Raw genomic sequence first — 22961 nt, forward strand, 5'->3', positions numbered from 1 at the left:
CTCAGGCATTATTCATTCGCCAATATAGCTTGGCAGAAATCCGCCTCTGAACTTGTACATTGTAAATGTACCAGATTAATTATGAGTTATAAATACAAAGTTAAAAGAATAGCCTTCAAGGAAAAAAGCTCTTAATCCCTCACTGTAGTCAGGAATTAAGAGCCAAAGGATGTACATCCCAATTGTTTCCTTAAATGAAGCTGATCTTGACCTCATACCTATTGTCTAGAATTATTTACTTTTTGTCCACATCGTTATGCAGCCTTACACTAATCTCGCCAGGAATCGTGGTGTCGATATTCGTACCATTGCCTAGCTGCCCATATCCATTATATCCCCAAGTCAGATATTTCCCATCTCGACTTATGGCACTTCCGCCCATAAAACCAGCTGATATTGAATCAATCAGCGGTTCCGTTGCTACCTTGTTTGGAAGTAAGCGTGTCTGGTGGGTACCATCACCCAGCTGGCCAAACTTATTATTTCCCCATGCCCATAATGTCCCATCACTCTTTAATGCCATGCTATGAATAGAACCACTTGATATTTGGATTACCGAGCTTAGGCTTGAAACCTGTGCAGGAGTCAGGTGATCCGTCCTAGTGCCATCGCCCAGCTCGCCTTCCCCATTATATCCCCATGACCATACTGTACCATCATTTTTCAAAGCCATACCATGTAAACTCCCACGTGAGACGGCAGTAATCCCGCTCAAACCAATGATTTGCTGTGGTACCATGCGGTTTGATTTGGTTCCATCGCCCAACTGACCATATGCATTAAATCCCCATGACCATACCGTACCGTCACTTTTGACAGCCATATTATGAAAGGAACCGGCTGATATGGCAGTAATTGCTTGCAAGCCAATTACTTGCACTGGCGTCAATCGATTTGTCGACGTACCATCTCCCAGTTGACCGTAGTTATTATTGCCCCACGCCCATACCGTACCGTCACTTTTCAAGGCCATTGAATGCTGTTCGCCCGCTTCTATCGCTACAACATCACTTAAACCCGCAATTTGTACCGGAATAAGTTTATTGTCAGTAGTACCATCACCTAATTGGCCTGCTTCATTACTTCCCCAGGACCATACCGTACCGTCCTGTTTAAGTGCCAAGGAATGATTCTGTCCAGCAGAAACATTCCTTACTAAGGTCAAGTTGGCAGTTGGTACCGATAACCGGCTAATCTTGGTCGTGCTATCACCTAAAGTACCTTTCCCGTTATTCCCCCATGCCCACACTGTACCATCACTCTTGACTGAAAGTGTGTGGAACGAGTTAAAGCTGCCCATGGAGATTTTAGTATCTAACGACAATGTACTTATACTATTTACCGTTACTTCATTGCTCGAAGCCGATACATTGCCTGCTGCATCCTTCGCTTTCACCGTAAAGCTGTAAGGGGTCCCGGCAAGCAATCCCTTGATTGTATAGCTCAATGTTCCATATGTTACACTTGTTACTAATTCCGAGCCCTTATACAGCTGGTATTCTGTCACGCTGACGTTGTCTGTTGCCTTCGACCATACAAGGCTTGCGCTATCAGCAGTGCTGCTTTCCAGCGTCAAGGTTGGCGCGCTTGGTGGCTCCTTGTCAAGTATTGGCGTGATCACTACAGGAACAACTGGTTCGATGACCGGATTTACGATAGCAGCCGGTGCAATCGGTGCCGCTATAATAAGCGCTAACGTACTTACCGTTACCTGATTACTGACTGCTGATGAATTGCCAGCCGCATCATTCGCTTTCACCGTGAATGTATAGCTGCTTCCAGCATTCAATCCCGTAACTGTATAATTCAATGTTGAGACTGGCGAAGAAGCATTATAAACATTGTTTACTACGCTCACATTGCCTGTAACAGCATTATAAACGTTATAGCTAACTACGCCTACATTGTCAGTAGAAGCTCCCCAACTCAAGGTAACACTGCTCGTGGTTTGGCTAATTGCAGCCAAATTGACCGGTGTAGTTGGAGGAGTTGAATCGTTAGGATTATTAGCGGCTTGAGTGACGAACATCACGGGCGTGAATAAACTAAGCATTAAGAAAAATATAAGAAGCCCTGCACGTTTTTTCATCAATCTTACAATCCCCCTGTCATTTTGACATTTTCCATAAAAGTTATGTCCCACCGAAACCCGATGTGAAAGCTTACTTCCTTGAAGCTGTTGCGTATAGCCCCTAAATCATAAGTTCTATGACAGCAGCTGCAGTTGTCAAGACATAGAATAAGTACCGTAAATTGCGACATTTATTCCATGTCTTCCCCTGCTACTCATACTGACTGCTTAATGTGTTACGTTTAAATAGATCATCCTCGTTACCTTGAGTTGGAACATCTTCTACTCATTTCTTATGCGTCACTGAATAGTTATGCCTCCGCTGGCATATCCTGTCGGACTATTAATCAAACTGAGACCCGCTGCCTCGGCATAATACACCCATAGTAACCGGGTTTGAGCGGTTACAGGGATTGATAAGCCAGTTGTAAGTCCATTGCTGATCGTGCCTATAGCTAGAACACCTGTTAAAGGAGGGGCTAATGTAACTATTGCACCCGGAACAGGAGTAAAGATATTGTTAGGTGTAGCAGACGAATACAATTGTGCTTTAATGGTTACAGTCGTCCCAACAAACGATTGTGCTACAGTTGTACTAAAATAAGCGGAAAGAGATGTAATGGTTCCATCACGCGGTACCGAGAATGAGTAGTCAATATCCACGCCTGGACCACCTGTAAGATCTATGGTAGGTCCCATAACAGTTGAACCGACTTTTGATTTCCCAAAACCTACGAAACCAGGTATACCTGGCAGCCCTCCTGCAATTGTGGTTATCGCTATCGGGTCTCCTGAAGCAAAAGGAATAATCGCTCCCGCTCCTGCGGCTCCTGTAGCTCCGGTCACGCCAGCGCCTGTGGCTCCCGTTACGCCCGTTGCACCTGTGGCTCCCGCTACACCCGCTGCTCCTGTAGCTCCGGTTACGCCGAATGCACCTGTGGCTCCGGTCACGCCGGATGCACCTGTAGCTCCGGTTACGCCCGCGCCGGTAGCTCCTGTCGCTCCCGTTACGCCATCTGCTCCGATAGCTCCGATTGCGCCGACTGCACCTGTGGCTCCTGTCACACCTGTGGCTCCGGTTACACCCGCGCCGGTAGCTCCTGTCGCTCCGGTTACGCCATCTGCTCCTGTAGCTCCAATTGCTCCGGCTGCACCTGCGGCTCCAGTCACGCCTGTTGCTCCTGTTGCTCCTACTCCTGGGCCCGTTGGACCCACTGCTCCTGTCGCCCCGGTCACTCCAACGCCTGTGGCTCCTGTAGCTCCCGTTACGCCTGTGGCTCCTGTTGCGCCCACACCTGGGCCGGTTGCACCCATTGCTCCGGTCGCTCCTGTCGCGCCGGTTGCTCCTGTAGCTCCAGCGTCTCCCTGTGCCCCAGCCGACGCTACCAAAGTGTAACTTGCCGTATCAATGGTCGGTGTGCCAGTCGGATTTGCTGCCTTCACAATATAGGTACTGCCATTATAAAACACGGTTTGACCTACTGCATATCCTGGAGCCGCTGTTTCATCATAAGCTACAATTCCACCTAATCCAGCTCCCGTTGCTCCAGTAGGACCAACTGCTCCGTCGCTTCCTCTTGAACCTGAAGATCCAGAAGCCCCTGTATCACCCTTTTCTCCCTTTTCGCCTGGATCACCTTTATCGCCTTTGTCGCCTTTAAGACCTGCTTCTCCATTTTTAGCTGGTTCCGTTGGCACAGCTACTGAACCGGGAGGCGCAGGAACTTCCGTCACCTCAACGAAATAAGCGGTAGTTCCACTGTATACGACCGTAACGTCCTGCCCTGCCTTAATGGTTGAACCCGGTCCACTTGAGCCAAATACTACAGCTTTAGGATCCAGAGTAAGCTGCTGGGTCACGCCACTTTTGTTTACAAGGCTAATGCTGCTGCTGGATAAGCTGACCACATTCCCCTTCATGATACGATCCGTTTTTTCCCCTAGAAGCATTTCCATCTTTGCTAGGATCGTTGCTACCTGGGCACGAGTAAGTGTGTCCTTCGGTTTGAAGGTATTATCGGGAAAACCATTAATAATGTTCAACTTAACACCAGCATTTACATATCCAAGCACAGCTGGCGAAATGTTAGCATCATCTGCGAATATCGATTTGGTAGTGGAAAGGGCTGTTGCATCAAATTGTTTCCCTAATGTGCGGACAAGCAGCTTGGTGACCCACTCGCGCGTTGCAGTTGCCGCCCCCCACGATCCATTAGCCGATCCGTTCTCTTCGCTAGGTACAATCAAACCTTTATCGATAGCCAGCAGCACCCAATCGCGCGCCCAAGCATCTGTGGTTAGTGTCAAGTTTCCTGCCTGGACTGAAGGGTTCTCAATACCTAGAAAACGGATTGCCATTGACACAGCCTCTTGATGGCTCACTGGGCTATCAGGATTGAATTTCCCAATATCATCGCCAACTGTAAATCCCAAAGCTGCAACCTTCGTTATATATTTGTAAGACCATGAACTTGTATCCACATCATTAAAGGACGTACCCGCGGTTGCTGCATGGGCAATTCCTGTTGCAATAAGCTGAACATCCGTAATGGCACCTGCCACCAGATTGCCTGCAAGAGCTACTGTCGAAACCTGTACGACTTTGTGTTTTAAGCTTTTGTCCCTATTTTCCTTTTTGTATTGCTTCATTGCTTTGCGGATTGATTTTTCAACATCTTTGTGATTACTCATTTCTCATCCTCCAATATAGTTAATAGCCTCTAAATATTAATCGGTTCAAATGGGATAAAGGTTTCCCGGACCATTTAAACTGTCCTACTCTTTACATCAACTCTACCAACTTTCCAGCCGTAGCAGCGAAATATCCGTCCACTTGGTGCCTACTGCTATTAGAGAAAACTCAAATCACCCCTCTCCAATATGAAATCTTCCTATGCCAAACCCAAGCCTTTGAAATAGGCACGGTTCCCGACCACGCTCGGCTCATTTGGAACAAATCCAGCCGCAATTTCATTATGCCGGAAAGCCAGTTCTCGCTGCCCCAGCCTGTCGTAGCAAACACAAAGCTGTAAATGTGGCACCCAAGTCCAGTTGGAATGCTGCAAAATCGCAAAGCTATCCGTCGGTTTCTTGAGCTCCGTCGCCAGCTTGTACCAAAATATGGCGTCTTCAAATTTTTCTTCTTTTATATGAAGATGTCCAAGCCGACAGCAGATTTCCGCACGCGGTAACGCGTATACAAACGATTGCAGTGCCTTGGCTTTCGCTTCATTTATGCACCCCAGTTCTGCTGCACAATCTGCTGCACGACCGCAGGCTCTTATCCGGTCCTCCACCCAGCCGTCAGGACGCTGCAAGAACTGATCATATTTCTCCATCGCACGTTCCCACAGCCTGTGGTCAGCAAGTTCATTCCCGTAGTAGAACAGATCACGCGACGAGAACAATTCACCCGTTGCTTCGTGGTTCTCATAAATATGCAAATTGCGATCGGAGTTGCCGTGCATCCTGTCATGGGTAATATTAATATCTGCATAATGTATGTTTCCCGCTACCTGTAAATATTCGTGGACAAACCCGATCCATTGAAAACGTTTCTCACGTTTGACCAAACGATTTCTACGCAGGCTAGTCATCACATTTCCATATTCATCGCGAGCAAGAATATAGTTCATGGAAACGGAATCAACAGTCCATTCAAGTCCGGCAAGAAGCTCTTTAAATTTCTCAGCATCCGTAGGCAAAATCACATCATCTGCGTCCAGCCATAATATATATTCCTGTGTAGCTTGGCTGAAGGCATAATTTCGTGCTTTGGAAAAATCGTTAACCCAAACAAATTCAAATACGCGGTCTGTGTATTTTCGTGCAATCTGCTTCGTTTGGTCATCCGAGCCCGTATCCACGATAATAATTTCATCAACCAAATCACTGACGCTGGACAAACAACGATCAAGAGTTTGCTCTTCATTTTTGACAATCATACAAAGGCTTACCGTTATCTTATTCTTCCATCTAAGCAAAGCCTGTGAAATGTCCAAGCCCCATTTTTCAGCTGCTTTCGCTTTATTCGCATGAAGAAGCTTACCGTACCAGTAAGCATCATCCGGAAACAAATCTGGAGGCTGAAGATAGCGGACAAAGCAATCCTTGGCTATATACAAACCATAACCAGCCTGCATGGCACGATAACAAAAATCATCATCCTCGAATGATTCCAAGCCGAACCGTTCATCAAAGCCGCCTAGTTTGTCGTATGCACTCTTACGGACAGCCAGCATTTGGCTAAGGAGCCGTGTCACTCTTTGGGTCTGGCCTGCATGCTCCGCAATGAATGCACGAGCAATAACACTTAACTGCTCGATGCTGTTGATAGGTACGGGAATTGATACATGCTGGACTCCACTGACGCCATTACTCACGGGTCCAACCATTGCCGCATCAGGGCAGTGCTTCAAACAACTAGTTAATGACTTCAACCAGCCCTTGGACAGGGTCATATGATCGCGCAGAAACACAAGCAAATCACCTTTTGCCTGGGCTGCTCCAAGGTTATAACCCGCAGCAACACCAATTCGTTCTTGAGAGGTAAGCGTTACGATGCCCTTCTTGTCCATACTCAGCAATCTGTCAATTTCATCTGAGCCACCATCATTGATCACAATTAATTCGTAGGTGCCAGCTGTAGATCGCCGAATACTTGCAAGACATTGTTTAACCATGCTAATATGCTGAGCCAACAATATAATACTCGTCTTCATTGCAGCCTCCATATTGAAAAATAAATGTACTTGATTAATGCGATTTCCAACAAAACTTTCGAAAAAGGACAAACTTGTAACAGCGCGACGAATTGCATACGTCCGCGCTGCATGCGATTGATGCACCATAGCTAATGGTCCAAAAAATTCGTGATGTTGATGCGAGGCCTTGATCACTGGTTCTGGCTGAGGGACTGCCGTTTAATTTCCATGCTTTTTGTTATGTGTAATGCAAATATCAGCTTGCACAATGTTTCCTTTTATGTCCAAATATTCATTGACTGCGCCTACCCACTTATAATCTCGCTCACGCTTAACAAGACGATTCGTACGTGAGCCAGGCGCCATATTACTGTTCTCCCCGAAACTATAGTGGTCATACATCGCTACGGAATCTGTATTCCAACCCATATGAGACAGCATGTATTTAAATTTCTCTGCATCCTTTGGAAGTACAACATCTTCTGCTTCCAGCCATAGTATGTATTTCTGAGTAGCCAAGCTGAAGCATAAGTTTCTCGCTTTGACCAGATCATGGGTCCCTTCATAATCCACAACAAAGCCTGTAAATTTTAACGCAATCTCTTTGGTACGGTCTGTAGAACCGATATCGACAATCACAATTTCATCAACCCATTTACTAACACTTAACAGGCATTCCTCTAGCGTTGCTTCGTTATTTTTAACGATCATACATAAGCTAACCGTAACAGGCTGTTTCCAATTTAATAATGCTGCTGTAAGGTCAAATCCCCATTTCTCCCTTGCAACTGCTTTGTTATGTTCGAGCTGTAGAAAATACCAGTTGGGTATCTCCGGAAATAAAGAGGGTGGTGCCACATAACGGACAAAACAATCTTCAGTCACATACAAGCTGCAACCAGCTTGAAGCGCCCGATAACAAAAATCATCGTCCTCATAGCTTTCAAGCAAAAACCGTTCGTCAAATCCCTCAAGTTTACGAAAACACTCATTATTTATAATAAAAAGATTGCTTATTATTCTGGTTACACTTTGGTACCGACCTTTTTTAATGATACTCAAACCTTTGGAGGCATTATTCAATTGCTCCATATTATCACAATCAAATGGTACTCTTTGCGTACCACTGATATCATTGCTCACAGGACCTGCAATCGCATTATCACCATACTTATCCAAGCAAGCATTAAGGTTGGCCAACCATCTCTCCGAAACGGCCATATGATCACGGATGAACACTAACCTGTCTCCGGTTGCTATCGCTGCGCCTTGGTTGTAGCCCTTGGCTACCCCAACAAATTGTGCATTCGTAATGGTCTTAATATCATTGCTCAACCCCACCCACCGGGTAATTTCCTCGGAGGCTCCATCATTGATCACAATTAGTTCATAGGACCCTTCCGTATACAAACGGATTCTGGACAAACATTGCTTTAACAGTTCTTCTTGCTGAGCCAATATAATAATACTGATCTGCATAAGCTCTCCTTAATTAATAGTCTTACTTTGTTATTAATTAGTATTTGATTACTTCTCTCATATTTTTACATCTATAACAACAAAATAACATATATTTGATTGTTTAATTATAACATTTATCACATATTGGCAAGGACACATAACACTAAAAATTTCATTAAATTTATTTAATAAACTACATGGCTCGACACCCTCAGCAGAAATATAACAAAAACCGGATATATATAACTCCCAAAATCTAACGTATTTAAATTACATGTCGAGAAAGAATGAATAAAACAGTATCCTGCTACATATTATACCATCTGATTCTGAGCATATTCTGAGCATATTCTGAACATGACCCCTCTTAATTAAGCATTGTCTCACAGATCTGATGATTAGCCGAAATAAGGTAACTATAAATTGAAAAAGGTCTCTCTTTCTGTGACCCATAATGGGTACATTCAATCATTACACATTCATGAGACAAATAAAAAGTCGTTCTCACGAAGGCCATGTAAAACCAAAGAGCCCTCTCTGGCTTATTCCCCTAAAGGAAAAAGCGCATTAGAAGGCTTTACAGGATCAGACAGTGTGAATCGAAAACGGTAAACCGATCAAATCGTGATTTCCCCAAGCTTGATCAGCTCAACTACTGCTTGTGAACGACCTTTTACATTTAGTTTTTGCATGACATTCGTAATGTAGTTTGAAATACACCGAATCATTAAATTATAATCAGTACTTAGTTTATAATAAGACAATATCAAGGCAGGGCTGAAGAATGAAGGAACTGTTGAATTTATGTCTTTCATTTAATAATCCCATACAACATGATTTAACTGGTCTATAAAATACTCACCTCTTTCCTTTTCAACCATCTTAACAAAATAGGCAAGTCCATATAAATATTGTTTGAAATTGGATTTTTTTGAGTTAATATATTTCAAATGACTAGAAACACCATATCTCTTACAATAATAAATTTGTTGTCTTAAGTACCTTTTTCTTTGTATAGGAACAGACACATGTTTGTTCACAATTAATCCAGTAACAATTTGACGCCCAATTTGTTTTTGGTATCGCGTTTTTTTTTCATTCACAATAAATCCTTCGTCTTCGATAATCTTTTCAATTACTTTTGAGTAGCTAGTGATTTTTTTACTTCCCGATATTGTAATATCGTCCGCATACCGCGAATATTCTCCATCTATCTTATTAGAAAATTTGAGGAATCTCTTATCAAGACGCAGACAATGAATATTAGATAAATATGGACTAGTGGGAGCTCCTTGTGGAAGCGAATCATTATAGGTACATATTTTACTTAATAAATAGGAAACTTCATTTGTATAGCCATAATATTTGAAAATTCTGAAGATATCTTTTCGCTTAATTGTTGGAAAGAAATTTTTAATGTCATAATTAATTACACATTCTTTATTAACATGTTTTATTGCGTTATCAACTATAGATTTACCCTTTACAAAACCCATCGCTGATGAGGATACTGGAATATTATTTAATATATTTTCTAATATCCATCTTTGAATGTACTTTAATCCCTCAATTGGAACAGATAAGGTTCGAAAACCACCTGTTTTTTTGGGGATTTCAATCTCTTTATAAAGTTTCTCGGATTTATTAGAAAAATAAAAGAGCCTTTTTATATAAATAGGCTCTAGACCAATCATCATTGCGAGATGATCAGGATCAAAAATTACTGGCAGACCATTATTAATCAATCTACTAGCGTACTGAACACATAGATACGTATATGTATCATCATATCCTTGTAATCTTGTTTCGTTAGCTAATTTTTCTAAATAATTATCCATAAAATAATACCTCTATTTATAATATATTATACTGGGGGTATACTGCAGTTGAGTATAATTTCAATTCTATAATTTAAATAATTTTGAGATAATTAGAAGGACTATCAGATTGAAATATTAAATTAAAGTTGATGTCATTCTAAATAGCGCAGAATCTAGTTAGTAACTTTGCGATTAGATAGCGACTCGCTATCAGTATGGTCCTATATACCCCCAGGTATAAAAAATTAATAAGATTTGAACTTTTTATCAAAGTGTTTAGGTACATACAATCCATTAATAGGTAGTGGGTTATCTACATATTTTATAGGAGATTTTTGTTGAAGTTCAAAAAGATTTATATTGTGCAGGTTCTTTGATCTAAGTAATAATTGGGCATGTTCTGATAAAACAAATAAGTTATATTCATCATAAACTAAATAACTTTCATTAATAAGTGTTTGAAGCATTTCGTCAAGTATTCCATAATCAATTCCTAAAAGTTCTACTAAATCTGAGAGCAAAAAATCATCTTCTACTGAAGCAAAGTATATAAGAATTAATTCGTGTCTAAAATCCATTATTTACAGCCCTTTTTTGCTTTAATCCATAATTAATATTATCACGTTTTTGTTTGTCTTTACCTAAGGAATCCACTGACTCCTTAGGTAAAGACTGCATATAATTTGGAATATGGTCATTCCGAGGACGAAATAATGGTTTCCAACCCATTACTTCATTCTCTTTCCAAAAAGAACTTAATGTATTATTAGGTGTATTATGAAAAAAAGCCATTAATGCTTCTGATTTTTTATAACCAAGAACATGTTTTGGATCATTATCATTTATTTTTAGTTCTAGTTGTTGGATTGTTTGTATTGCTTTTTCAAGTTTATCTCCAGTGAAAATATGTCCATCATCAAATGCTTTGGCATGTAATTTAGAATAATAAATCTCTATGTTGGTTGGTTGTGCAAAATCCTTAATAATTTTAATTCCATTTGAAAATGCCTCTAATACAATCAAATAAAGTCTTTTTTCTTTTAAAAAAGGGAATTTTTCAAAAGTCTGCTTAAGAAATTTTTTCATTGTATCACCTGATCCAATCATATCGTCAATAAAAACGATATGTTCCACATGATCAAAGGGTTTATATGGATCGTTAGCTACACTTTCCATATGTGTTTTGCAACAGTATTTGGTTATTTTATTAGTTAAAGTATATAAATCAAATATATGTTGCGAGCTGGTCTTGGTTCCACTTTTTTTGGTAACAGGGAAAAAAAGGACATTATTATAAATATTATTTTCTGTCCCAATTTGAGATTGAAGTTCCTTTTCAACACGAGTATGAATTTCTTGTACACCTTGACTTGCTCTACGATTAGGGTAGTAATCAAAGTTTTTCAATAAATGTATAAGAATTTCTCTTTCTTCTTCTGTAGTATTAGATAGCCAATTATTAATGTCATTACCTAAACTCTTGAGATAACTACCAGATCCCCATCTATTTTCACAAAATACTACAAGTTCATTTATATTTACATCCATTAAAGTACCCTTTCTGAACAATTTTTCGGGAAAGATTATTTACTATATATTACCACATAATTCGCCAAACTTCACATTTTATTAATTCCATAAAACTTATTATCACGATTTTCGCAGTAAGTTCTGGACTCGTGTTTCCCGAATACATTAACCCCTGTTTGTAAAATCCCCTGAATCGTTGTTATCCCCCAATATCTGCCCCTAAGGAAAAGGGATTTTTATTTGCTCATTTAAAAAGATAACGTTTTTCCTCACCCATTTTTTCCGACTGTATACAATTTAAAAATGAGTTCAACGTGTTCTCGCTTGTCTTCATCAGGCACAAGTGTCTTTAACTCTCCAATTTGCGATTTTTATATCCATAAGTAGGTATGGTTCCGATAAAATTCCCTTTCAGTGCCGATTATCTAATCCCACGTTTTGAGCTTATGCTTATCTGCTCGCTACGCTTTTAAAGTGTGGACAAGCCGAAGATTTCACGTGGATCAAATTAAATTGGAGAGCAACTACCCGCAAGAACAGAGATTTCACAAAAGAATAGCTTAAAAGGATACGACGTTGAAATTAAGTTGAAATAACTTGAAAAGGCCCTCCTTCCTTAGGGCTTTGCTGTGTGTTTGGCTAGCATACTTATTCGATTTAAGGAGCAATTACTTTAGTCTCAAAACATACTGGACTCCATAATAGGGCAGTAAATCATTAAGCCATTCATGAGACAAATAAAAAGTCATTCTCACAAAGGCCATGTAAAACCAAAGAGCCCTCTCTGGCTTATTCCCCTAAAGGAAAAAGCGCATTAGAAGGCTTTACAGGATCAGACAGTGTGAATCGAAAACGGTAAACCGATCAAATCGTGATTTCCCCAAGCTTGATCAGCTCAACTACTGCTTGTGAACGACCTTTTACATTTAGTTTTTGCATGACATTGGATATATGATTACGCACCGTTTTCTCGCTAATAAACAGCTGCTGCGCGATATCCTTGGTTGTTTTGTCCTGCACTAACAGTTCGAAAACTTCGCGTTCACGATTGGTTAACAAAAACTTACTTTTGTGGTCGCTGCCCTTCAAAGTGTCACCCCTCCTTGCTTGGGTTTTTGTATCATTACAAGGTGTAGGGATACAGTCAAGTTAGTTTATGAAGTACAGCAATTAATGGTGCAGTGGCGCGGAAAAATGGGCTTACCGTTTGCTTCATCGTTACGATCAAGGGAAACTCACATCAATTGTATAGGCAGTTAACCCGGTTATAGACTTCTTGCTTACGTGAACAAGCATGTATAAAAGAAAAAAGGACCTTCGGCGTGACATCACCGATAAGTCCTCAATAAACCTGTACCATAACCCTTACTAATAACTCATTCTTCAACCATACATATTTCCTACAGCACACAGCCGCTCTAACACGACCCATACTTACCTTACAGCAGCATCCGATCAATCGATCATTCTAGATTCACCTTGCTTTTGCAGCTCGGTCAGCTTGGTGACATCTCGGGTAGTAATCGCATCTACCCCCATCTGGATAAAGCTCTGCATGGCCTCCGAATCGTTAACGGTGTAGACCCATACCGCAAGACCAGAAGCATGAGCAAGCTCTACGATTTCTTGGCGGCATGTTGCATAATCCATATTCAAACCATAATAAGAACGGAGCACGGCTTCCTCGCATTCTTTAGCGGCATGTAACGAATAGTTGTCACTCTCTTCAGGAGTGAATTTCTTTGGCGTGTTGAACACGACCTGAATATCATGATAACGGTTAGTAATATTCTCACTGCAGCCTGTAATATAAACTCGATCAACCATGTTGTATTCCCTCACCAGTTGTATGACAGGCTCAATCGTATCCACAGTCTTAATATCCAAATTTAATTGGACATCATACTGCTTGGCAATTTGCAGGATATCCGCCAGCTTTACAATTTCATAATTTTCATATACAGAGCTGAGCCTCGTTCTGATTTCATATTGATTCAACTGCTCGTAGGTACATTCACGTAGATAGGGGGAATCGTCATGAAGTAAAATGACAGTACCGTCTCCTGCAACTCGTAAATCGACCTCTACAATATCCGCACCCGATTGAATTCCTTCCATACAGGACTCCATAGTATTGTCCGGCGCATTTCCGCACCCGGTATGAGCAGCAATTTTTGGAAACGATGGTTTCTCCATCTTCATTCCCTCCAACCATTATTTATGATCTTCAAAATAGATCGGGTTCGTAAAAGCAATCATCGTGATGCAGTTATGAAAAGCTCCATGAAGTTCTGCCCGGAGCCAAATGAGCTCCTTGACCTCAACCCAACAGGAAGCTGTTGCAGCGTTCCGTGATACGTTAAGCTCGGCAATCTGCCCTTTATTACTCATAAGCACAACTCTGAGCTCCTGGTCAGCCAGCTGCCAATGCTCTTCCCTTGCGGTAAAGTCTACCTCAATCTGCACCTGTGCTGTGTTTGCAGCTCCGTCCACCCTTACTTCTTCTCCGATACCGTATACAGAATCTGTAGTGTCAAGTTGAACCGTGAATTGCAGCAAGGGTCCCATCGTTACACTGATTGAACCCTTTCTGAGCGCATCGACAGCTGCCTTTTCCAAATCCGTTTGTTCTGGACCCAAGGTTCCCCTGTTTGCCAAGTCCAAATATGTAACAGCAATCGGCTCCGTTACTTTCTTGGAGGATACATGCCAGTCTCGTCCACATACCCCGGATATCCGATATCCCTGGTTCAACATGTCTGTCCACAGCTGGAAAGCTCTTTGGTTACTGTTCATAATTGAAGGAAATGTATAGGACCAGACCTCAATATAATCGACGTCCTTCCAATCCGATATCTCATATTCCCAGTAGCAGCCCGTGCATAGAGGACTTCCAACCCGGAACGGATGGGCAATGCCGACGACTCCGCCTTGTCGATGGACTCTTTCAATTCCTCTATGAATATCCTTAACGCCGAGATCTCTCCAATCTACATAGTCAACGATGCCAATCGCCAGCATATGCCCGAAGAACGTGGTCCACTCCATGCCACGTATAATTTGCAGCTCCGTTTCCGACTGGATCTGCTCCCTCTCTAATAGAGGTGACATCGTGTTGTGATCGGTCATTGCAATTCCGAACAAACCAAGCTCCTTGGCGCTGCTCGCAAGCTCGCGCAGTGAATGCTCGCCATCACTGTGAAACGTATGGGTGTGCAGCTCATAAGGAAACCATTGTCTCATAAAGCATCCTCCCCTTCCCATACCCGCAGCTCAAAGCTGCACACTTCGGTGACGATCGCGTGTAAGCTTAGTGTAACTGACCAATTCCCTTGAATCAATAATCCCGGCATAAGGCCAGGGGAAGCCGAGCCGGCAGCTAGAAACAAATGCTGTTCTGAATCATGCCTGTGACATGCCCCTCTGAAACCGTTTGGATCGTCGACCGAAACTGTAATTAAATTTTTCAATGGAAGAAATCTGGTCCAGCTGTCCTCCATAATCGGATCGTTACCGTCATTGTATTTCCGCAAGCTATGTTCGATGATCTCCTTGGATAAAACTTCGTTGTCCAGCGTTTTGGGAGAATAGTTAAAATCTATGTTCAGCTTGCGGCATGAATCGGAAACGGCAAATGAATACGTGATATGGGTCTGAGTCTGGGCAATCGTCAGTTTCTCCTCAACTTCAAGTAATAGATTCATAATTTCACCTTTGTTCGTGCTTTATTTTTGTGCTGCAAGCCAGGCTGTCGATTCTTTTTGCGCTTTCTCTAATGCGGCTTCAAGTGTCGATTTCCCAAGCAATCCTTCTTCCACTGACTCTGACAAAATATATCGAGGTTGACCAGAGCGGTACGGATACCGTGGCGCCCATAGCTTACCCATCGATTCCAGCTCAATCATCGCATGTGGATTTTTTTGAATTTGTTCCCACTTCATTGCCGACTTCGTAACAGGAAGGAACTGAGAGCTTTGCTCATCCCACATATATTTCTGGAAGAAATCGCTCACGCTAAATTTCAGAAACTCCCAAGCCAGCTCCTTGTTTGCGCTGCTTTTGGCGATTGAGTAAGGGCTGCCTGCGAACATTCCACCCATATTCTTGTCTTTATTAACAAACAATGGAGCAACTCCAAACTGATCCTGCAGCCCTGCAGCATAAATCGTATCAACAAAAATCGGCTGTACACGAATATGAATGGCAATATCATTGTTGGCCGTTCCCCACTTTTCGCCGCCCTGTTTGACCAGTGCTCCTTTGGGCGCATAGGCATTCAAATCACTCAACCACTTCAGACCCTTGAGCATCTGTGGAGAATTAAAGTTGACCTCCATGCCTTTGAATAAAAATCCTTTGCCCCAGGAACCGCCGTATGCTTCTGCTGCATTGATAACCGAATCTGCGGCGTCAGCGCCTGCGTAAAAAGCACCATAATTTTGTTTCCCGGTCTTTGGATTCGTTCCTGTCATTTTCTTAGCCTTCTCCAAGATTTCCTCAGGAGTCGGATTTTTGGAAAGCTCCTCTACGCCCCAATCCTTGAACATCTTTTTGTCGTAGGCGATAACCCTAGTGTCTCCGATAAAAGGAAGTCCGTAAATTTGCAGCTCCGTATCTTTAGGACCCATTGCCTTCCAGCCTTCAACCTGATTGTTGATAAACACACCAAGATCGAATTTGTCTTTCTCAATATAAGGCGCCAGAGGCTCTAATAAGTCCTGACTGGCCAGATTGGCGATTCCCGGTACCTGAAACACATCCGCACCTTTCGAATTCAGCATCGCATCCGTTTTTTGGACGTAGCCATCCCAGCCCAGCAGTATGAATTCCACCGTAGCCCCTGGATAGAGCCGTTCAAATTCTTTTTTCAGTACCGATACGCCCTTGACTTTTTTACCGGAAATCGGATTTGTTTTGTCCTCTATGCTGAAATCCCCGATTAGCTGTACTTTCAGTGTGCCGGACCATTTCTTATCCGAAACCTTTGCTGTCGATTCATTAGCCTGAACGGGCTTCGTTTCCGTCTTGCTGCTGCAGCCTGCCAATACCTGCATCGCGAATACGGACAGCAGTACACCTGCCACCAAACTTTTTTTCGTCCTCTTGTTAACCATACATGACACCCTCTCAGGATACGTTTTTTTGTCAAACGATTGAACCCTGCATAACCATTGTACAATTGCTTTTCCGGCTCACTCTCCCTTCAGTCCGCTTAAAGCGATGCTTCGGATGATATATTTTTGCAAAAAGAGAAATACAACAACGATCGGTAAAATACTCGCTGTCGCAAGTGCCATGGTTAAACCGCCCAAACGCGTCCCGTTTTCAAACGAGAAGCTGGCAAGAAATAGCGGAATTGTCCTTAGTGCATGATCGTTTATGACAACAAGCGGCCAAAGGAAGGCGTTCCAGCTATCGAGAAAGGACAGAATGGCCAATGTCGCAGTGATCGGTCCAGTAAGCGGCAAATAGATTTGGAAAAAAGTTCTCTTTTCGCTCGAACCGTCAATCTGTGCAGCCTCTCGCAAGCTGTCTGGCAGCTGGTCAAAATACTGTTTGGATAACAAAATGCCGAAGCCATACAGGATCGCTGGTGCAATCAACGGAACGTATGTGTTAATCAAGCCAAATTTATTGAACATCGTGAATAAGGGAATCAGTCTGGTCTCCATCGGAATCATCATCGTCCCCAGCACGATCATAAACAATATTTTTTTGCCGCGAAATTGACCTTTCGAGAACGCGTAACCCGCCAGAAGCGAGCTGGATACACTAAGGCATACGGCACAGACGGCTACGAATCCCGAATTCAAATAGGAATAAAAGAGAGTCGCATTTTCCATAACAAGCTCAAAGTTGAAAAAAGAGGGCTGCTTCGGAAAAAATGTCGGTGGAAAAGGTGGCTGTAAGTTAGCCGTACGCTCGAGGCCGATGCTGAGCATCCATAGGAATGGAGAAATCATAATCCCGCTCAAGACAAGCAGAGCAATGAAGATAACGCTTTCAATTAATGATGGTTTTCTTGAAAAGATGCTCGATGTTTTCATGACATGTTCCTTTCAGTTATATTTTCATCTTGGTAACTCTAAGATTCAGTGCCGTGAAGAACAAAATGATCGCAAACAATACGTAGGCTGCAGCCGAAGCAATGCCGTACTCGGTACCGCCGAAGCCTCTTTCGTAAATAAACCCGACAATCGTATGCAGGGAGCGTGCAGGGCTGCCCTGAAGTCCACCCAGCAAATAAACGTCGGTAAACCGCTGCAGACCAGAGATCCAGCCGATTACGATAAGAAAGGAGAAGGTTCCGTACATGTTAGGAATTGTAATATATAACCATTTTTGAATGCCGGTAGCCCCATCTATGGCTCCTGCTTCATAAATATCCTCAGAGATCGCCTGCAAATTTGCGAGGAATATGATGACCACAAAGCCTAACCAGTGCCACGAACCGAGCAATATAGCTCCCCATCGCGCACTGGATGGTTCAGCCAACCACACGGACGTAGGAAGTCCAAGCATCGAGAGAAAATAATTCAGCAGACCGAATTCAGGATGCAGCACGAACAAAAACAGCATGGAGGCCGCTACAACGGAGGTGATGTAGGGAATGAACAGCAGAATCTTAAACAAGTTCTTGCCCCATTTAAGCTCTGTGATCAGTGAGGCGAGTATGAATCCAAAGGGGATCGTCAAGAGAAGCTGAAAAAATCCCATATAAAAGGTGTTGTATACCGCTTTCCAGAAAACATTGGAAGATAATACAGTTTTATAATTTTCAATTCCCGCCCATGTTTCTATCGCGCCTCTGGACACATAAAGACTTAGTCGAAACGATTCAAAAACGGGGTATACCATAAATAACAAAATTCCAAGAAAGGTAGGCAGCAGGAACAAATACCAGATCATTGAACTGTTTTTATGCCGATACGTTTGACTTCGCATAATGACTTATCTCCTTTTTATCGTATAAAGCTTCCTTAGGTTTACTGTTGCGACCTGCTGCTTACCGGACCTGTTGTCCCACGTACGATAAGCTTAGGCTCATACTCCACCTTCATTGGATTCAACTCTAATTTTTGTATCAATCGGTTCAACATGAAAACCGCATCTTGACCCATCTTCTCTTTCTCCGTATGGACTGTAGTCAAGGGTGGATTGGAAAGATTGGCAAAATCAATATTGTCGGATCCGATGATAGATACGTCCTGCGGTATCGACAAGCCTTTCTCGACCATTACGCGCATAGCTCCCAAAGCCAGCATATCGTTCGTAGCGAAGATTGCAGTAGGGAAACCGTTATTAGTTTCATGGGAACGTTCCCATACAGATGAACATCCAACGTAGCCATCATTAAATAAGGAAGTAGGCGAAAAATACATATGTTCCTCGTGAATTTCACAGCCCAGTTCAACCAAACGTTGATAAAAACCTTCATATCTTAGATGATGACTTCTGTGCTCCTGCGGCCCGGCAATAACACCGATCTGTCTATGGCCTAATTTGTATAAATGATCTGCAGCGAGCCTTCCGCCTTTTCGATCATCATTCACGATTTGAATCACTTGATTGTTTTCAGCGGTACCGTTGACCATCAGATAAGGAATATCGAAGCTGTCTATGTATCCGATCATTTCCTGGCTCAGCCGGCTGACTAACACAAGTCCGTCAACTCTCTTTTCCAGCATGTAATCAGCAGAACGGAGCGACATCTCTTTATCCGTCGAGACGAATACAGAATAGTTCAGGCTTTCCGCGGCTGCCAATATTGCATCCAGTATTTTACCATAAATCGGATGCGATACAATCGGGAAATCCTTTCGATAAATAATGACTCCAATATTGTACGTTCGATGCGATACCATTGCCCTGGCCACAGCATTCGGTTTGTACTTCAATTCCTGTATGGCATTCATGACTTTCTCCCGGGTTTCGGGACTCGTATAGCCTTTACCTGAAATAACACGTGAAACGGTGGATTTGGACACGTTGGCGATTTGGGCAACATCAATGATTGTATAGCTCACTCGCTTACCTCCTGATTATGTATTTGCTGTTGTGCTCATTGTCTCTAAGTAATCCGGAGCTTGAGATCAGATTATAGAAAGCGCTTTCCAATCGACTCTAAAAAAAATTCCAATCCTTATCCAATCCATTTAAACAAACTGCGGGTTAAGCGCTTACCTGTTGAGAATAATTATACCGTACACATGATCTTTTGGCAACTTTTTTGTTGTTAACATTTGCCTGTGAAGTTACTGCCCTTCTCCGTCTTACTGGGAAGAAGAGCAGCAAGTCACATGTGTATGATTTGTCATTTTAATAAGAGTGGAAATTCAGCTTTCTCCAAGCAGCAGCTTGCCTTTTTGCTTCCACTGTTCAATATAGGGTTCATTCACTGCCCACTGCAGCATGACGATCGACTCATCCGGTGCCAGCTTAATTTTCAACAGCGGTCTCGGAATCAATCTGCCTTCAAACGGAAATACGACAATGTTGTCGTTAGATACCACACCCACGATTTCTTTATTTGGTGAAGAGAATGCATCCTTGGCATTTGGCTGCAGCTTGCGAATTTCATCCCAGCTCAGCGGGAGCAAGTCGTAGCTAACTACGGACTGGGGAAGCTTGTAAGGAAGCGCCTTCAGCTGATATCCATAACTACTATCTGCTCCACGTTCACTATATGAAGCGATCTGTGGAGTCCATTCGCCGTTCTTGCGGGCAATCGTCCAGCTTTCTCCATTATCATCCACGGGTTCGGCAGCAGTAAGACGTGAGCCCGGGTTCTGCGGGACTTTGGTATTAAGTGATTTTAGTGAAGGCTGTATCGACTCCCCATATAATCGCTTCAAGGTCGTGTGCGGGTCTTGCACAGGGCGTATGATGCCCGTACTATTTATTTGGGAGGAAGCTAATTCCTCTACTTCTTTAACCCAGGTATATTCATAGACAGAAGGTTTATTCTGATCCAGTTGCCGAATGGTTTGTGATAACGCCACATAACGATTACCTGCAAAATGAAGCTTCTCCGCCACTCTCAATGACTTGTTATAGGAGGCTGGCTGCGTTAAGGGCATCGCCCCATCTGCAGTCACGGCCTGAAGCGTCTGCGATTCTTCATTAGCGTTCAGCGGGCTGACGGATGCAATCCTCATGAACCCTGTCTTGTAGGGCATTAATATTCCGTCACCTTCAGCGGTAGTCCGCAGCTCCCCATCCTCCGGCGCAAGCAGCAGCGTACGGTAAGTACTGTGAGCAGGGCTGCTCCCGGCCGCAGGATGATCCTCGCGAAGACCAATCAGAACCGCTGAACGGACTTCATGCTCAGCTTGATCCTTGTAATAGGGCTGTGCAGCTTCTGCGTCAAAGACTGTCATCTCGTTCTTATGTACAACGATTTCATCGTGCCCGACAGACGGCACCCCGTCCACTGTGAATAAAATAGAAGCAGCAATAAGCACCGTACTCACGCATCCGAATACCAGCATCGATTTTTTCGCATTGCTATTCTTTTGCTCCAGGCGATCCACAATACGCTTTTGCAACTTATCGGAGAACCCATTCCTGATGAGCGGTCCGTCAGCCAAGCTTTTTTTCAACTCGTCATCAATCGGATTCATGGCTCTAAAGTCTCCTTTAACTTGGATATTTTATTGCGGGCATGAAACAATCTTGACTTTACCGTTCCTTCGCTTACCCCGAGAATATGTGCCATTTCCTTCATTGAAAGCTGATGATGGGCAAACAGGAGCAGCACCTCACGGTACTTGACAGGCAATCTGAGCACCAGCTTCCACATATCGCTGGTCGCCAGCTTGTCGATAACAATCTGTTCTGTAGAAGGCTGTTCCCCCTTTGATGGAATAAATTCCATTAAGGTCACCCTGCGATAAAAGGCTGCTCGTCTGAAATCCAAAGTCATATTGCGGGTTATCGTGAGTATCCAGGTTTTCACGGATGCCTCACTGCGAAATGTACACAAATTACGATATACCTTAATAAATACTTCCTGTGTAATATCGTCTGCCTGGTCCCATTGCCGGGTCATACTGAAAGCATAATTCCATACATCTTTACCATATGCCGTCATCAGTTCTTCCAAAATCGCTTTTTTATCCGAGCTTTCGGACAAATATTTTAAGTATTCGAAATTCATTTTGGAATCCACTACTGCCACCTCAATTATTAGACGATCTGCTCTCACCGTTCGGTTCCTAGTGAAGCATCCCGACGTCCACTCTTATTATCAGTTTACAGTTTTGTGGGCAAATGGAAAAGGATTTCTTCAACGAGCCTCGTTCAGCTGCGGTACAGTAACCATTTGGTAGCCATCCAGCTTCAATTGGGCTATCATCTCAGGAAGTGCTTCAACTGTATTATCCAGATTACCGTTTTTACCGCCAAAGCTGTGCATCAACACGATCGCACCTGGCTTCGTATGCGATTTTACATTTTGCAAAATATGGGCTGCACTGGTTCCTGCCCAATCCTTGGGATCGATGCTCCAGCCAACTAAAGGTCGATTGGATTGTGCCAGCAGCTTCTTCAGCTTGTCCGATACGGCACCATAGGGTGCTCTAACCATCGTCGATTGGACCCCGATAGTTTTTTCGATCAACACATCCGTATCTTTGATTTCCTGTTGAATACGCTCCAGAGAGAGCTTGGATAAATCAGCATGATCCCAGGAATGATTGCCGATCGCATGTCCTTCTTCGTGGATCCGTTTTAGAATGTGCGGATATTTGGCGGTTTGAATGCCTACAACAAAAAACGTCGCTTTGACTTGATTCTCCTTCAATATATCCAGAATACGCGGCGTGTACTGCTCGTCAGGTCCGTCATCAAAAGTAAGTGCTATCCGTTTGGAAGTAACCGGGTCCGTTTTGGGAGCGGCCGCTGCGGCAGGCTCTGGCTTGTTGTCTGGCTGCGGCTTCTGCTGGATAGCGGGAAGCGGATTCTTCGATTCTGTCCGTATTGGCTGATCACTGGCAGGTAATGTCGCTTGACTAACGAGTGGTGTTGGTTGTTGAACTGTAATAACTGCCGGCTGTTCGTTAGCCGTTTTCGGTTGATCGTAGGATAATGACGACTGCTGCGCCTTCAAATGAGCTTCGGACGCCTCTTCCACCTGATTCATTTTGTTCTTCTCAGGCATCGGCAGCACACTGCCGGTTACGGTAAAATTAATAAGAGCCATACTGACCATACTACAAAAAGATATGCCGACAATCCACCGCTGCTTTCGTTCCTTAAAAATCGACACTGCCATTCTAATAAACCTTCCTTCAACCGTTCATCGGCCATAATGAGATCCCTACATATGACGAATGAACTCGAAAAAAAGTTTATATTTTCTGCTATAAATAATAA

General features: G+C 43.1%; 19 protein-coding genes. All 19 read right to left on the reverse strand.

Features of this window, described 5'->3' with window-relative positions; translation table 11 throughout:
* Positions 1-235: 235 nt before the first annotated feature.
* Positions 236-2089: an RCC1 domain-containing protein gene (locus tag OB236_RS16445; protein ID WP_262684997.1), complete on the reverse strand. Its 1854-nt coding sequence runs from the start codon at positions 2087-2089 to the stop codon at positions 236-238.
* 282 nt (positions 2090-2371) lie between these two features.
* Complete coding sequence (locus OB236_RS39820; protein WP_317259355.1) at positions 2372-4762, reverse strand: exosporium glycoprotein BclB-related protein; 2391 nt, start codon at positions 4760-4762, stop codon at positions 2372-2374.
* A gap of 200 nt (positions 4763-4962) precedes the next feature.
* Entirely contained in the window at positions 4963-6792 is a 1830-nt protein-coding gene (locus OB236_RS16460; RefSeq protein ID WP_262684957.1) for a glycosyltransferase, read from the reverse strand.
* A 201-nt stretch (positions 6793-6993) separates the two neighbouring features.
* On the reverse strand, positions 6994-8253 hold the full coding sequence (locus tag OB236_RS16465; RefSeq protein WP_262684958.1) for a glycosyltransferase family 2 protein: 1260 nt from the start codon (positions 8251-8253) through the stop codon (positions 6994-6996).
* Positions 8254-8852: 599 nt separating this feature from the next.
* Positions 8853-8963: a LuxR C-terminal-related transcriptional regulator gene (locus tag OB236_RS16470; RefSeq protein ID WP_262684998.1), complete on the reverse strand. Its 111-nt coding sequence runs from the start codon at positions 8961-8963 to the stop codon at positions 8853-8855.
* 87 nt (positions 8964-9050) lie between these two features.
* Positions 9051-10073 carry a retron St85 family RNA-directed DNA polymerase gene (locus tag OB236_RS16475; protein WP_262684959.1) on the reverse strand — a complete coding sequence of 341 codons (1023 nt, stop codon included), beginning with the start codon at positions 10071-10073 and terminating at the stop codon, positions 9051-9053.
* 227 nt (positions 10074-10300) lie between these two features.
* Positions 10301-10633: a hypothetical protein gene (locus tag OB236_RS16480; RefSeq protein ID WP_262684960.1), complete on the reverse strand. Its 333-nt coding sequence runs from the start codon at positions 10631-10633 to the stop codon at positions 10301-10303.
* Complete coding sequence (locus OB236_RS16485) at positions 10623-11603, reverse strand: phosphoribosyltransferase-like protein (protein ID WP_262685001.1); 981 nt, start codon at positions 11601-11603, stop codon at positions 10623-10625. The genes OB236_RS16480 and OB236_RS16485 overlap by 11 nt, the downstream gene beginning before the upstream one ends.
* Positions 11604-12449: 846 nt before the next feature.
* Positions 12450-12674 carry a helix-turn-helix domain-containing protein gene (locus OB236_RS16490; RefSeq protein ID WP_076236846.1) on the reverse strand — a complete coding sequence of 75 codons (225 nt, stop codon included), beginning with the start codon at positions 12672-12674 and terminating at the stop codon, positions 12450-12452.
* A gap of 366 nt (positions 12675-13040) precedes the next feature.
* Positions 13041-13781: a glycerophosphodiester phosphodiesterase gene (locus OB236_RS16495; protein ID WP_262684962.1), complete on the reverse strand. Its 741-nt coding sequence runs from the start codon at positions 13779-13781 to the stop codon at positions 13041-13043.
* 18 nt (positions 13782-13799) lie between these two features.
* Positions 13800-14828, reverse strand: a complete 1029-nt coding sequence (locus OB236_RS16500; RefSeq protein ID WP_262684963.1) for a CehA/McbA family metallohydrolase — start codon at positions 14826-14828, stop codon at positions 13800-13802.
* Entirely contained in the window at positions 14825-15289 is a 465-nt protein-coding gene (locus OB236_RS16505) for a hypothetical protein (RefSeq protein WP_262684964.1), read from the reverse strand. The genes OB236_RS16500 and OB236_RS16505 overlap by 4 nt, the downstream gene beginning before the upstream one ends.
* A 21-nt stretch (positions 15290-15310) precedes the next feature.
* The gene (locus OB236_RS16510; protein WP_262684965.1) at positions 15311-16699 is read right to left on the reverse strand and encodes an extracellular solute-binding protein; all 1389 of its coding nucleotides are present in this window, start codon (positions 16697-16699) and stop codon (positions 15311-15313) included.
* A 78-nt stretch (positions 16700-16777) separates the two neighbouring features.
* Positions 16778-17632 carry a carbohydrate ABC transporter permease gene (locus OB236_RS16515; RefSeq protein WP_262684966.1) on the reverse strand — a complete coding sequence of 285 codons (855 nt, stop codon included), beginning with the start codon at positions 17630-17632 and terminating at the stop codon, positions 16778-16780.
* Positions 17633-17648: 16 nt separating this feature from the next.
* Positions 17649-18530 carry a carbohydrate ABC transporter permease gene (locus tag OB236_RS16520; protein WP_262684967.1) on the reverse strand — a complete coding sequence of 294 codons (882 nt, stop codon included), beginning with the start codon at positions 18528-18530 and terminating at the stop codon, positions 17649-17651.
* Between the two features lie 41 nt (positions 18531-18571).
* Positions 18572-19612 carry a LacI family DNA-binding transcriptional regulator gene (locus tag OB236_RS16525; RefSeq protein ID WP_262684968.1) on the reverse strand — a complete coding sequence of 347 codons (1041 nt, stop codon included), beginning with the start codon at positions 19610-19612 and terminating at the stop codon, positions 18572-18574.
* A 309-nt stretch (positions 19613-19921) separates the two neighbouring features.
* Positions 19922-21208 carry a hypothetical protein gene (locus OB236_RS16530; RefSeq protein WP_262684969.1) on the reverse strand — a complete coding sequence of 429 codons (1287 nt, stop codon included), beginning with the start codon at positions 21206-21208 and terminating at the stop codon, positions 19922-19924.
* Complete coding sequence (locus tag OB236_RS16535) at positions 21205-21744, reverse strand: RNA polymerase sigma factor (RefSeq protein ID WP_372237402.1); 540 nt, start codon at positions 21742-21744, stop codon at positions 21205-21207. Before OB236_RS16535 ends, OB236_RS16530 begins: the two co-directional genes overlap by 4 nt.
* A 129-nt stretch (positions 21745-21873) precedes the next feature.
* Positions 21874-22860 (reverse strand): polysaccharide deacetylase family protein, encoded by a 987-nt coding sequence (locus OB236_RS16540; protein ID WP_262684970.1) that lies wholly within the window; start codon positions 22858-22860, stop codon positions 21874-21876.
* Between the last annotated feature and the right edge of the window lie 101 nt (positions 22861-22961).

Source organism: Paenibacillus baimaensis, assembly GCF_025567575.1.

Bases quoted from the DNA above. Each gene is read 5' to 3' on its own strand.
- OB236_RS16515 (WP_262684966.1), bottom strand. From the start codon at position 17,632: ATGAAAACATCGAGCATCTTTTCAAGAAAACCATCATTAATTGAAAGC.
- OB236_RS39820 (WP_317259355.1), bottom strand. From the start codon at position 4,762: ATGAGTAATCACAAAGATGTTGAAAAATCAATCCGCAAAGCAATGAAG.
- OB236_RS16540 (WP_262684970.1), bottom strand. From the start codon at position 22,860: ATGGCAGTGTCGATTTTTAAGGAACGAAAGCAGCGGTGGATTGTCGGC.
- OB236_RS16505 (WP_262684964.1), bottom strand. From the start codon at position 15,289: ATGAATCTATTACTTGAAGTTGAGGAGAAACTGACGATTGCCCAGACT.
- OB236_RS16470 (WP_262684998.1), bottom strand. From the start codon at position 8,963: ATGATTCGGTGTATTTCAAACTACATTACGAATGTCATGCAAAAACTA.
- OB236_RS16465 (WP_262684958.1), bottom strand. From the start codon at position 8,253: ATGCAGATCAGTATTATTATATTGGCTCAGCAAGAAGAACTGTTAAAG.
- OB236_RS16485 (WP_262685001.1), bottom strand. From the start codon at position 11,603: ATGGATGTAAATATAAATGAACTTGTAGTATTTTGTGAAAATAGATGG.
- OB236_RS16520 (WP_262684967.1), bottom strand. From the start codon at position 18,530: ATGCGAAGTCAAACGTATCGGCATAAAAACAGTTCAATGATCTGGTAT.
- OB236_RS16530 (WP_262684969.1), bottom strand. From the start codon at position 21,208: ATGAATCCGATTGATGACGAGTTGAAAAAAAGCTTGGCTGACGGACCG.
- OB236_RS16510 (WP_262684965.1), bottom strand. From the start codon at position 16,699: ATGGTTAACAAGAGGACGAAAAAAAGTTTGGTGGCAGGTGTACTGCTG.
- OB236_RS16535 (WP_372237402.1), bottom strand. From the start codon at position 21,744: ATGAATTTCGAATACTTAAAATATTTGTCCGAAAGCTCGGATAAAAAA.
- OB236_RS16495 (WP_262684962.1), bottom strand. From the start codon at position 13,781: ATGGAGAAACCATCGTTTCCAAAAATTGCTGCTCATACCGGGTGCGGA.
- OB236_RS16445 (WP_262684997.1), bottom strand. From the start codon at position 2,089: ATGAAAAAACGTGCAGGGCTTCTTATATTTTTCTTAATGCTTAGTTTA.
- OB236_RS16500 (WP_262684963.1), bottom strand. From the start codon at position 14,828: ATGAGACAATGGTTTCCTTATGAGCTGCACACCCATACGTTTCACAGT.
- OB236_RS16460 (WP_262684957.1), bottom strand. From the start codon at position 6,792: ATGAAGACGAGTATTATATTGTTGGCTCAGCATATTAGCATGGTTAAA.
- OB236_RS16475 (WP_262684959.1), bottom strand. From the start codon at position 10,073: ATGGATAATTATTTAGAAAAATTAGCTAACGAAACAAGATTACAAGGA.
- OB236_RS16480 (WP_262684960.1), bottom strand. From the start codon at position 10,633: ATGGATTTTAGACACGAATTAATTCTTATATACTTTGCTTCAGTAGAA.